This is a genomic window from Chitinophaga sp. HK235 (assembly GCF_018255755.1).
In the GTDB taxonomy this organism is placed as follows: domain Bacteria; phylum Bacteroidota; class Bacteroidia; order Chitinophagales; family Chitinophagaceae; genus Chitinophaga.
Genome location: NZ_CP073766.1, coordinates 7,522,561 through 7,536,084, shown reverse-complemented (window position 1 = coordinate 7,536,084; position 13,524 = coordinate 7,522,561). Strand labels below are relative to the sequence as shown.

General features: G+C 43.8%; 6 protein-coding genes. All 6 read right to left on the bottom strand.

Annotation, left to right across the window (positions count from 1 at the left end):
* Positions 1 to 12: 12 nt before the first annotated feature.
* Positions 13 to 3,960, bottom strand: a complete 3,948-nt coding sequence (locus KD145_RS28995; protein ID WP_212003295.1) for an RHS repeat domain-containing protein — start codon at positions 3,958 to 3,960, stop codon at positions 13 to 15.
* A 60-nt stretch (positions 3,961 to 4,020) separates the two neighbouring features.
* Positions 4,021 to 9,342, bottom strand: coding sequence for a hypothetical protein (locus KD145_RS28990; RefSeq protein WP_212003294.1), 5,322 nt, complete (start codon positions 9,340 to 9,342; stop codon positions 4,021 to 4,023).
* A 367-nt stretch (positions 9,343 to 9,709) separates the two neighbouring features.
* Positions 9,710 to 10,486 (bottom strand): alpha/beta fold hydrolase, encoded by a 777-nt coding sequence (locus KD145_RS28985; RefSeq protein ID WP_212003293.1) that lies wholly within the window; start codon positions 10,484 to 10,486, stop codon positions 9,710 to 9,712.
* Between the two features lie 32 nt (positions 10,487 to 10,518).
* Positions 10,519 to 11,799 (bottom strand): hypothetical protein, encoded by a 1,281-nt coding sequence (locus KD145_RS28980; protein ID WP_212003292.1) that lies wholly within the window; start codon positions 11,797 to 11,799, stop codon positions 10,519 to 10,521.
* A 25-nt stretch (positions 11,800 to 11,824) separates the two neighbouring features.
* Positions 11,825 to 12,763 (bottom strand): hypothetical protein, encoded by a 939-nt coding sequence (locus KD145_RS28975; protein WP_212003291.1) that lies wholly within the window; start codon positions 12,761 to 12,763, stop codon positions 11,825 to 11,827.
* A gap of 189 nt (positions 12,764 to 12,952) precedes the next feature.
* Positions 12,953 to 13,510, bottom strand: a complete 558-nt coding sequence (locus KD145_RS28970) for a hypothetical protein (RefSeq protein ID WP_212003290.1) — start codon at positions 13,508 to 13,510, stop codon at positions 12,953 to 12,955.
* Positions 13,511 to 13,524 lie beyond the last annotated feature (14 nt).

Sequence of the window (13,524 nt, the reverse complement as noted above, 5' to 3'; positions counted from 1 at the left end):
ATGCAGTGGTGATTATTGTTTCATGGCACCGAATGGAGCGGTGATGAAGGTGGGGTCTATCGCGGCATTTGCCCGTTGATGGGCTTCATAATCACGGGAAAATCCGCCCCAGCCATCAGGATAAAAACCATCTACCCCGAAATAAATTGCAGAAGGTATCCATCCATATCCTTCAGCTGTATAAGCAGCTATTCCGAATCCGAAATTTGTCACTAATTTCGCCCCTGAAACTCCAACGTCAGGATTTCTCTTATACAAATAATAACCATACAGATCGGATACTGTAGCAACTATAAAAGAGGCTGTGGTGACGCCACGTGCAAACACAGCCAATTTAGAAACCGGTTTTACCCCTTCACTAACCACCAATTTTGTTTCACTCATTAAATTGGCATTTCTACCAGTCATCTGCCAATTAGACCCTGTAGCAGGGTTCCAGCGCACCCCTTCGCTGATCATTTTGGCTACATTGTACTCAGCCCTATACCCAGCCGTGGTTCCCGCCATTCCATAAATATAATTGCCTTGTGAAATAATTTGTCCAACAACAGGAGGTCTTAATATGGCATCTGCTAAACCATACATCAGCGCATAGTCAAGTGTGCGGTGATAGTCTCCATTTTGCCAATATATGCCATGACCCCGGAGAGAAAGCTGTGCGCCGGTATTAAAATCAATATAGTTTGAACCATTAGGCATATAGATAGCATTTTTACCGTAATGGTACTCAGCATCTGCCTGACTCTCAACACGGGAGTCATATAAGAAATCACCATTAGCATATACCCATTCGTCCAGTCCACCATCTTTATCAGCTTTGTTCACCGGATTGTTACCCATACCTACATAAGGAGAAGCATACTGCCCGGCAGGATCCGGAGTCAGCCAGCGGCCTATACGGGAGTCATACATCCTCAGGCTGAAAGCATTCCATCCTGTTTCCTTATCCTTTTCGCTGTTCTGTCCCTGAAAACCATAACGGTAATCACCGGTACCGCCGTCACGGGCGATACTACCAAAGGGATAGTAGTCAGCATACTGTTTCACCACTTTATTATCATCAATTACTGCACGTACGTTTCCAAGATGGTCGGTCATCTCATAATCAGCCAGATTGGAGCCGCGGCGGAATATACCTACACGGGCATCTGCATACAAGGGTATTTCTGCCTGTTCGATCGTACCGGTGCCTGACTGATTGTATACAGCCATTGGGTTGCCACTGAGACTTACTACATAATAAGTGGTAGTATTATTGACAAAGTCCTTTTTCATAATCCTGACCCCTTTCCCATTATAGGTATAGGTGACCTTGGGCTGTGTAAAGGCCGCATCAGCATATACGCCAGCTACCAGCCCGGTAGGCGTGTATTTTACGTACCGGGTAGGTGATGAAGCCGGAGATTCTGATTTAAGCTGGCCAATATTATCATACTGATAATTGCTGAAAGGGGCTCCTCCATTCAGTACTGCTTGCAGTTGATTGCTTCCTGCCGGATACTGGTAGGTGAAGTTGTCTGTCAGCGCGCCTGCATTATCTGTTCTCTTCAGTGATAAGATATTACCATGAGCATCATAACTCAAGCCATGTTCTTTAAACAAACTGCTCTGTGCAAAACCAGGGACCGCGTAGTTGGGAGTTCCCCAGGTAGCATTGTTCAAACGCTGCTTAGTATCATATTTATAGGCATACATCACAGGATTTTCAACACCTGGTCCGAGCACTGCCAGGATGCTCTGGGGTTTGCGGCTATGCCAGCCGGCAGCTTTAACCAGGCCGTTAAACTGGTCATCCGCGTCACCAGCAGCGATGGGCAGGCTTCCGATATTGGTATTGGCCCGTAAATAGTCACCGCTGAAATATTCAATATTCATCCCAAAAATGTCTCTGGCCACACCGGCGTTGGCTCCGGAAATACCATCCTGTCCGGGGTCCTGGTCGCGGTTGGCATTATTAATAGCTTTCAGCTGGCCTTGTACAGTATAGGTATAATCAATACCCTGTACTTTGTCACCCAGTTCCTTCCGTTTTAATGCTCCGTGGAGATAATAACTGAAGTTAGCCAGTGGTTTTCTGGTAGACGGGTTGTCTGCAGTATTGGTATATACCGCAGCTAACTGCAAGTCTGCATTATATTCGTAATAGTGAACGAAGGTTTCAGCAGGTGTATTTTTCTGGAAAATTACCTTGGTGATTTTCCCGGAAAAATCATAGCTATAGTCAATGGTTTTTTTGCCCAGACCCGGAATCTCCTGCACCGACCAGGTAACGAGTCCTTCTTCGTTAAAATTTTGCCAGCTTTTGGCACCGTCTGAGTTTTCTGTATATGACACCATTCCGGGCAAATACACCTCTTCCTGCGTATAGCCAGCTAATCCGGTTGCTACCGGAATATCGTATACTGCTTTCTTCCAGGATTTTTTGGTTCCGGCACCCATTCCCCCATCTGTAATATTTTCTTCAATGCCCATTCCATTGACATTAAAAGCGACTCCACCCGCCGGCTCAAACTCTCCGGTTTCAATCACTCTGCCCTGGCCGTCGAAGTTGGTATAACTATAACGTCCTGTTACCCGTTGTTCTGCGTTCTGTGCAAACCTCAGGTTATTATCCTTACGATAAACGAACTCTGTACGTCCCGCTTCTTTAGAAGAAGCGGCCCGCAACCGACCTTTCAAATCATATTCAGAAAAGGATATAAATGGAATATCTGTTTTGGTGGCGTAGTTATTATATCCCTCGTTGGCCAGTTTCTTAACGCCTTCCGGTGGGATGCTGGCTATCAGTTGTCCCAGCTGATTGTAATAAAAATAGGAGACATCCGCCAGATTTAAGATATAACTAAAAGCACTGTTTGGTCCTGTGCTGACAGCTTTATAGTAACCAGCAGGCAAGGAGCCATCCGCTGCTGGTGAAACGGGTACTTCTCCACGGTCCATGTCGAAGAAAGTAATAGATCCCCAGTTGAGCCGTGTATTTTCATACAATTTAAAGTAACAGGGAGCGGTTACTACAGCAGCCATGACTGCCACCTGCATATCATTACCGGGCCTGGCTGTCATCAATACTTTACCGGACTGGTCTTTGATCACAATACTTTCATTACCATCAGCTCCCCTGGTAATTTCCTGATAGGCCTTGTTAATTATTTTTTCCGGCATCTCACCCATTTCCGCATTGGTGAAATATTTATTCCTTATCGTAAAATAATGGTATAGTTCAAAGAGAGCGGGAATGCTATACTGACGGACATCATGCCCGCCACCCACTTTAAACGCTTCTCCTACACCCGCAGTGCTTTTTGCCTCTCCTGTACCATCATTGCGGAACTCTGTTCTGGTAAAAGGATATCCGGTGGTAGCCACATAAGGTTCCAGCGTATTATTATTGCTATAGTACCAGCCTAATGTTCCCGGAGTAATGTTATCTACAGCGTTATCAAACAGATTATACCGGAAGGGTTTTCCTCCTGATGTGATAAAATTATCCACATAAGAGAAATCATTCGCCAGGATAGGTGCTGCCAGGGTATTAACCGCAGCCCTGCCTAAAGCATCATACACTACCTGGCTGGCCATAATTTTTGCTGCCGTAAAATTCCTGTCTTGTGTCTGCAACAACTTTCCGTTGTTATCATAAAACACTTTGGAAGCAGCCCAGGGATTACCCTGTGCGTCGTACTTTATGGAAAGCAGCCAGTTCCTGTTCAAATCCGCAGGCGCACCAACAATAGTGCCTGCTTCTATCGTCACCTCCGCTCCTTCCGGCACCTCCACTTCAGGATTGATTTCTACTGCTGCACCACTTTTATAATAGACCGGCTGGCCTATAGGGAACACCATATTGGTAGCCGGAGGTACCGGCAACACAATTGTATTGGGACTTTGGATAATCTGTGCATTTACTGAATGACAGGTAAATGTCAGTACCAGTAAATATGAGAGACTTTTTATTTTCAAGGTAACTTCTTTTAATTGGTTAAAGTAATACCAACATCCACGGGGACTCGTCTCATTCGCTTAGAGACCTTTACCATAGTTATAGTCATATGTTCCGGTCATCATCACGCCATTAGCGAAAGTTTCCTTATAGGTTGCTTTCAAACGACCTGCAGCATCATATTCATACCTGGTGAAAAGGTTATTATTGTTCAGGACATAGATCAACTCTCCACTGAATTTATCATATACATAAGCAGATGTTTGAGCCTCACCCGGCTGAACACGGAAGTCATCGAAATACACAGTGGCTGCGCCATTATTCGTACAGCCGAAAGAGATGGAAGAAGCACCGGCAATCGTAGTGGCTGGCACTACAAAAGAAATGAGATACCAGTTACCTGCTTTTTTCAACGTATTGACACTTGCACTGACAGCGGCTCCATTGCCTACTTTATAGTAAAGTCCGGCAGCTGGTGCAGATGAACCATTTCCTTTTACCCATACACTGGCCAGGAAACTTTTCTTCGTATCTGCAGCATCCAGACTAATCGTACAATTGAATCCGGCTTTATTAGCATCCACTCTCAGACTGTTATAACCCGTATGCGCATTGATGGCCGGAGAAGCAGTATTTTTTTCAACAACCCCATCGCCAAGACCAATTCCGCCAGGGAACATTCCATTAGACAATTCGTCTTCCGCTCCTGTAAAGGCCAGGTCTTTCTGACGAGCGAAAGTTCCGCTTATCAGTACTTTCGATTCATCATACCCCATGAGTGTAGCGGCAGCATTACCGTATAAATCCACTTCCTCCAGTTCATTGGAGTAAACATTATACAAAGTGGTTTCTCTTGTCTTTATCCAACTTAAAGTATTAGCCAATGGGTTAGTCCAGTTGAAATCTGTAAACTGATTCAGTGGTGTAATACCATCCGCTGAAACACCCGCTGGTGCCCATACATAAGAGGCCTTTTGCCGCCATACGTTTCCTGTTGTAGTACCGGGTTGGTTTTGTGTCGGTAATAGTCCGGCATTTCCAATGCCCTTCACTTTGGCATCATTCCCCCAGGTGGACACGCCGGCACTCACTAATCCGAGCTTATTATTATTGGCGTCTACCTTGTATACATAGCTGCCTGTTTGCTGGGTCAGCATATGTTTGTTATTGATATTACCAACTTTCAGCCCCATCTGCGGATACTTGCGGTAGGCTGGTATTACTTCCGTCATGAATGTATTACCGTAGGCATCCTGTGCTGTTGTTTTAACAGCCTGGCCGGAGTAATAATCATATCCCAGGTAATTGGTAGTGGTAGTCTGACCGGTTTTGTAATCAGTGCTGGTTTCACTGGTCAAAAAGTTGGCATTTTCAGTTTTTGATGTCATGATCCCCCAATCAATCAGTTCATCATCCATCAGGTCCACGCCTTTCCTGTTAACAAAACGCTCTACGATGCGTCCCTGATTACCATATTGGGCATAAGCTGCATCGCGGTCGGCAGTGGGCACCTCACTCACATAATTATATTTTTTTCTGGAAAGATACTTCCCTTGGTTATCCAGTTGGTCTATAGCCAGCACTGCACCAATACCGGCAGTATTATCCTGAATGGCAAAGTTGCGCGTCTCCTTTTTCCATATGCCCTCATACCAGGATGCGTCACTCAACTGCACCAGATTGACAGCATTTTCGTCCGGTGTTTTGAATGTGTATACAGTAGTTCCTGGCGCATCAAAGCGTACCGGATCCCCATTAGGTTGTTTGTTGGAAACACCGGTAGTTATTGCCACATTTTTATACATAACCCCCGGAGAAGGCAACATCCTCGACAAAGAAACAATTTTCGTAGAGGCCCGGTTTATCAATTCCCTGTACTCTGCTTTCCATACAGACTTCTGTACTTCATCTGTTTGTGTGTCTCCGGAACTTAACAATCCGGCAAAATTCTCCGTATGCTTCTGGATCACATTAGGCTCATAGGTTGTGACACCGGAAGACAGATTATTCTGGGCAACGGAGCGGTAATCATAAACGGTTGAAGTAATACGATCAGTACTATTAATTCCCAGTTCTTTCACCCTGATACCACCACCATACATCACACGGCCCGGATCATTATTACGGTAGAAATACACGTTACCCGCCACTACATTGGAGGAAAGCTGTATCGGCGTTGAGCCCAGGTCCACACTGGAATTACCCATTATAAAGGGATCTGTACAACTGATCGTCACCATGTTCGTCTGATCGCTGACAGATTTGATGATGAAGTTATCAACGAGCGGAAAGGTTTTTGAGAAATAGTTGCCTGGGTAATAGTTATACATACTATACTTACTCGCGTAAGCAGTCTTATCAGCTGTTGAAATTCCCACTATCACCGGCTTTGCCCCACCTGCTGGTACAATTCCCATCGTCATGTCGCATTTGGTATTCAAGGGTAATAACTGACTCAAAGGCACACCGTAGGTATTTTCTACTTTAAAGGAGATCTGCTGGTTAGGCTTATCAAATGAAAAACCGGAGGCGATCATGGAACAGCGGTTATTCAACACGGATGTGGAATAATCATCCGACTCATACTTCACTTCTATATCTGCTCCCAATGCTGTAGAGATACGACGCAAAGACCAGGCATCTGTATTTCGCGCTGAAGCAGGCGTGGGAGTACGGCCCACATTATTGTTCTGATTGATAGCGGTCAAATCGTAATCACACTTATAATATCCCCATTTATCGTAGGCATCCTGATTAAACCGCGGATTTTTGGTAGTCTCCACTGATACTGTCTGACCATTAAAAGCAACCGGCATCGGATCTGCCATTGTAAAGGATACCTCGTACTTCATTACATTATTGGGCCCCTGATACTCCCTTTGATAAGTAACAACGCCCGTATAAGGCATATTATCAGCACCTGTGACATTGACGATGTCCCCGACAACAAAATCTCTGTTGAAACGGGTAATGGGCCTGTTGGTTGTAACAGTTCCGCTCTTACCATCACCGGAGAGAGACAGGGGACCTCCAATTCCGAGCTTGTCTTCAGTCTTGAGGTTATAATCAAAAGTCACGGGAGGCAATACTGCAGCACCTTGTTTACCTAATGTGGCTACAGATAAAAGCGTCAGTTTGCCGGTTTTTATCGTAGGTGTACTATTGTCAAAGCTATTAGGCGTCTGAGGACAAAGCGAATAATCATGGTTAAACTGGACGATCCTCAATGCTTTGCTTTCAATCCCTGTTCCGGTGAGATCATATTTATCAAACACATTCTTCCCCTGGTCGGTATTTTCCATATTTTGTAATCCTGCACCAGTTTGGGGACTAAATGTTTTGGCATCCCTGTTGTTCAGGAGCAGGACTCTGTTTAACTTCAGTACTGGTTTGGATTTGGCAGCAGAAAAAGAGCCATGTACAAACCTGTTGTCACTAAAAGCAGCATAGGCGTAGCTGGAGTCAATCCCTTTCGAATCGAGCCTGATGTCTTTCTCAAAGATGGCGGTATGCGTTCTGGTACTGATAGTATTCAGATAGTACAACTCCTTATCTCCCTGAGAATAGCTTTCAAATTCAGCGTCTACATCTTTGGAAAAGCCTGTTGCAGGAGTGCGCCAGTTGTAGATACTGGTCCATTTCCCATAACCTAAGTTCACCCAATAACCATAATCGCCTTCATTCGCAACACCATTTCCATCCCTGTCCACAAAATCAGGCCCTGTAATACTGGTCAGCAGCCAGGTATATGCATACGAACTATTTTTTACCTGTTTGCTCCATCTTTCTTCCGTATCTCCTTCTTTCTTCACTTTTCTGGAATAGGTCACTCCGTCCCTGGTGTAAGCAGGCAGTGCGTAGTGGTAGGTGATCCCTTTCTCATTGGTGATGGAGAAACCGCCGATCCTGGAACTGGAATAACGTTGCATTCCCAGTGAGTTCTCCGGTGCAACATTAATAAACCCCTTGCCTTGGGCACTGCCATCCACTATCTGTGCTTCCGTAAAATATTCAATATGACGGGAACCTTCCACCCGTAAATTGGTCGGATCATATCCTGAGATGATACCATCTCCCGTAAGCGGATTCTGATCAAAAGGGGCATAGAAAGAATTAGCCCCGAAATTATTTAAGGTTTGTGTGTATGAGTTGGAGAAGTCATTGATAAAGCGGAATGATGGCCTTACAAACGTATTGTTTTTATAGGTCTCCGGCACTTTGTACGACATACCCGGTGTCAGTTGCCCTACCAATCCTCCTGTATTACTAACATATTTAATCGTCACATTGTCGGAAGCCGTCCTGTTGCCTCCTATGGCATATCCCTGCAACTGGTAAGGACGCATAGAACCATTCAGGCCCTGTGCATTTACCATATAGAGGTCATAATCCGGAAGCCCAGGTCCGGAATGAAAAGAAGGATCCGGTAACCTGAACATACTGATACCATTCGACAGGTCGAACATGTGATAGGTATCAAATGCCTGATTGCTCAGTGTTCCCGTAGCAGCACCTTCGGGCAGAAACAATGAACCATAGGATTTGGTGGTACTGGAATAATCCTGCCAGGTCCTGTAATAATTGCTGCTTAACCCGATATTAAAAAGCCCTCCGTACAATGGTACACTGAATGCCCATGAGGACGTTTGGGTCTGTATTCCTTCGTTCCCGGTCATACCGGAAAAGAGATTGGCCGTTATCTGTTGTCCGGGAAGACTAAAAGATGCAGAGGCTCCTGCAGAACTAAGATCAATTCCCAGCGAGCCCGCCCCGCCCATCGTAGTTGAAAGCCGGGTACTCGTTTTTAAGGTCTTCAGGTTGGTGTTAAGTCCGATAGAAGCAACGTTACCACCCATCGTTTGGAATGAATGGCTCACTCCAACGGTCAAACCCTCAAAATCCACACTGAAGCCTTTATTATTATTGGTGAATGTCACCCCTAATCCCAAAGAAACATTGGCATTGCGCAATGCAACACTCATCCCCAATCCTACAGTCCGGCCTTCTGTACCACTCCAGTACATTCTTCCGAACTGATCTTTTGCATTATCATCATCGGCATAACCGTTCTCACTTCTGTTAATGGCACCGGGATTTAATGTCCAGCCTAATCCTACCCAGCTAGCTTCTTCGTTAGTAGTAATACCGGCATGATAAGATAAAGAGAGCGGGAAATTGCCTTCCGGTCCCGGCACCTCTACCAGGGGCATATTATAGGTAAAATCTCCCGACTGGAGGTTTACCATGTCCGTAGTATCAACAGGCTCAAAACTACTGGTCTCCGGTGAGGTAGGACCTGCCGTTAATGCATATGCTGCTACCGGGAATCCTATCTGATAGGCCAATATAGAAAGCAGAAAAAAAGCAATTGTTTTCTTACTTCGTTTGTTACAGTATATCATAGGCAAGGGAAAACATGATCAGCCGTAACTGATCTTTATTTTTAAAAATATTTTACAATACAAATGCTACCAGGTAAATAGTACTAAAACGGGATAACAAGATACCTGACAGGGTCATAGCTTTCATTACACCTCTGTTAGCTTTCAGCGACAGTTTTTCCGGACCACTCCAAAAATGTATTAATTGCTGACTAAGGCTTCATGGGCAATTTCTCACTGAAAAAACATTAACACACTTTTTTAACAGATGGGTTAAAATTATTTTCAGATGATCACACCTCTGCAAAAACAAAAGAATAGAAAAAAAATATACGAACCAATTGAATTAATATATTTTTTTTACGAAAAAATCGATGAGATATTAAAACTACGGTATAGTATATACGTTTTTTACAAACGCTGTAACATGGTACAGAACTTCATTTACAGCATCTTTATGTGGTGTATGTCCAACAGAAGACATGATTAGTTGAGTAGATTTTCCTAACACCTGATTAATAATTCCTGTAACCTGTTTTATGCTTCCAAACTCATCGTGTTCACCCTGAATCACCAATACCGGGCAGGTGATCTGCGGGAGAAAATTTTCTATATTCCAGGATTTAAATGTTTTGGAGAGCCAGGTATCCGCCCAGGCTGCAAATACAACGTCCGTTTTGGCACCGTGATACCGGGACAGTTTTTCCTTCAGGTTGGTAGTGCGATAAGCTACTACAGCATCCCTGATGCCTTTAAGCGTAATATCCTCCACAAAAATATGAGCACCTTCCGTAATCACCCCTATGATAGCAGCCGGATATTTGGCAGCTGCTATCAGCGCGATGGAAGCACCATCACTATGACCAAATAAAATCGCCTGCTGAATACCGGTCTGTTGGATCAGCTCATGCAAAACATCAGCTTCCTTTTCGAGGTAATCATTATTTCTGGGCAGGTCTGTGAATGGGTCTGATTGTCCATATCCCTGCCGGTCATAGACCAGTATGTTGCAATGGATTTCTTTTCCCAGTTTTTCCGGAAAATCACGCCACAAATCAATACACCCCAGCGAATCGTGCAAAAAAACGATCGTTGGCCTCTTCGCTGCTTCCTCCTTGTATTTTACTTTGAGTGATACCCCCCTGACGATGATCTCTTTTAACATGATCTGCTATTTAGATGATTTCCAGATACCGGTTAATTGTTTGCCTGTTCACCTGCCTTCAGTAATTTATTCAAACCTTCTTTCTCAAACAACAATTTTCCGAATTTCAGCTGAGACCATCCTTTTTTCAGTACATAGGTATGCCTGGGCATTCCCTCTTCCACCATCGCTTCCAGCTGCCAGGCTTCAAAGCTGCCTTCCGGCAACAGGTTGTTGAGCTGATATAAATGGGTGGAAATAATAAACAACGATCCTTTTAAATGCCCCATTCCTTTGACAGTAGAACAGGTAATATCAATGGCATCATCTATATTGGTACCACAAAACATCTCATCAAACACAGCAAAACACTTTTTTCCATTTACAGCTTTTTGCAGAATCTCTTTCAGGTTAACAATCTCCTGCATAAAGTGGCTGTATCCACTTTTAATATCGTCGGTTACGTTAATGGAAATAAGGAAGTCATCATAAAACGGGACCTCGCATCTGTTTGCCGGCACGGCAAATCCCAGATGCGCCAGCAATACACAAATACTGATGGATTTAAGAACGGTGGATTTACCTGCCATATTAGGACCTGTCAGCAACATCACATTATTAAAGATGCTAAAGTCGTTGGCAACAGGGTTCTTGATCATGGGATGATAAAAATTCTCCAGCAGCAAACGATCTGCTGTCATCACAGGGAAAACAAAACTCCGGATTTTAATCCCTTTGGCTACCGACCAAAAAGCTTCAAACACAAACAATGATTGCCAGAAGGCAGCCAGCTCCCCGCTTTTGTCTGCTTTCAGCATCCGCTTCAAAAAGCCGGGGATATCGGTTAAAGATAAACCAGTGCCTTTTTTAATATTGTCTGCCAACGGCTCAATTTTCAGGGCCTTAATAAAGGAAATAATTTTATCAGGGTACAACTGAAATGGTAGTGGAAATACTACACTATTGATCCGTTGAAAATAAGATGTATACAATTTATCAAGAAACACAACAGCCTGCGAACAACGTGACCTGATTCTATGTTTATCTCTGTTAAAAATCAAACTGACCCAATCCACACTATCTTCTTCGTAACTGCTTTTCAGTGTCGTCGTAAAATCGTAGACCTCTTCGAAATCATATCGCTGATAGCTGAATCCTTCAAGGATATCCCAATGTTGTACAAAAGTGCTCAGCAGTGCCTGCCTTGAAATAATATCATCATAGGATACCCCTTTCCTTTCAAACAAACCACGCAGGAATTCTTTTGCACCCGTGTTATTGGTGTAGTCAAATACCGATATAATCTCCTTGTTGAGATAAGCATTTTCCGTCATCGCCAAATTTAAAAAATAACAACATTTATTTTTTCCCGGATTCCAGCTGTTCTATTCTCTGTGCCTGGGCTTCCAGCTTTTTGTTTAACTCAATGATGTAAAGCGTTAGTTCTTCGATTTTTTGCATCTGAAGACGTTGTATCTCACCCAGGTCCTGAGCATCTTTTTTGATTTCTTCAGCAGAAGGAATTCCGGGGAGGCGCTGGTTTTCTTTGATGAACTGCGCTAAAGTCTGCAAAGATGGTAGTGCATACCCTGTTTTAAAAACATAGTCCGGCCAGTTCCCCAGCTGCTTCACCTTCACTTTTGTGAAGATGGCATCTCCGTTAACGGCCAAACGATAACCTTTTGCATCAGGCGTATTGATGGCCACTGCACTGTTGAAAAAGTGCGTATATGGGCTCATGTTATAGAGATTCCGGCTGGTGATACTGGCCGCCATTTGAGTATAATCTTCCACTGCTGTTTTATAGGTTATAGGTGTATGGTTATCAGGTTTGTAGGGAAGTAAATCAGGCGAATCATATTTTGTAACTGTCACCGTAGCGTCGGATTTAAACTGATAACTGGTATTCCCACCACGCAGCCATACCACAATACAACCAGCATTGTTGGTATAGGTAACATCTTCCCATCCTGCAATAAATTTATTATCGTTAATGCCGTTATAACCCTGGTTCATATCTACATCTATAAAATGAGCACCGGCACCCCAGCCATTGATATGATACCGGAATCTTGCAATGAGACTACCACGCCACTGACTGTCATCATGAATCTGACGACCTATTTCAAATTCCGTGGCACGATCCGGCCCCCAGAAATTCGGATCTGAAAAGGTAACCGGGTAAAACTTATCCAGGTCCCCTCCCACAACAAAGCCGAAACTGGATTGCGCCTGAGAGTAATGGGGAACGATGAGGGAGGTCAAGATAACAAAAGCAACAGTAAAGATTTTTTTCATTGATATAGGTTTAATACTATCTTTCTAAGTAATACATTTTCATTCAACGCTAATATACCAGTTTTTAAAGCTGATTTCATTTTAACAATTTCAACACTGTTTTTTCCACGATGGCCTTTCCCTTTTCTGGCTTATAAATAAAACCATGGGAGCCTTTTGTTCTGTAGGATCATTTCTATTTCATTAATCTTATCTACCAATGGTTTGATGGCGCCATACCGCAATAACATTGGTATCTGCATGATCTTCATACGGGTTGTTTTCCAGCAGCCGTTGACGGATGTCGTACGCTTTATGGTAGTCATCAATTAAACCAACACTATTCAGTTCAGCGGGCAGGAACGTTTCATCAAAGCCACCACAATTAGTCAGGGCACTGGTATCATAATATTGATCCAGCAGTTCATAGCCCAGAAAATCATAGCCATCCGGTTGTACCCAAGCACAGTTTTCTGAAGGCTCGATTACTATCACCAGCATGTTAAAGTCCCCAACCCCGGCCATATATTCCATGACATAAGCCTGTGATGTAAAAAAATCTATGATATGACAATCATCTGTCAACAGATATTTCCAGTATGCATCCTCATCCCTGCTTCGATCTATCAATATGTCGTTTAATCCAGTATCCAGCGAAACCAGCTCTTGCAGCTGGGGGGCGCTGCGCCATTGGATGTATCTTTGCCAGGTATAATTTTCATCATTAAGCGGACCATATTTTGCCCGTGCGGTATATAAAAATTTCATCTTTCCTTCAGTTT

What these genes read in the sequence shown, in the direction of transcription:
- KD145_RS28990 (WP_212003294.1), bottom strand. Translation starts at nt 9,342, where the DNA reads ATGATATACTGTAACAAACGAAGTAAGAAAACAATTGCTTTTTTTCTG.
- KD145_RS28985 (WP_212003293.1), bottom strand. Translation starts at nt 10,486, where the DNA reads ATGTTAAAAGAGATCATCGTCAGGGGGGTATCACTCAAAGTAAAATAC.
- KD145_RS28980 (WP_212003292.1), bottom strand. Translation starts at nt 11,799, where the DNA reads ATGACGGAAAATGCTTATCTCAACAAGGAGATTATATCGGTATTTGAC.
- KD145_RS28975 (WP_212003291.1), bottom strand. Translation starts at nt 12,763, where the DNA reads ATGAAAAAAATCTTTACTGTTGCTTTTGTTATCTTGACCTCCCTCATC.
- KD145_RS28970 (WP_212003290.1), bottom strand. Translation starts at nt 13,510, where the DNA reads ATGAAATTTTTATATACCGCACGGGCAAAATATGGTCCGCTTAATGAT.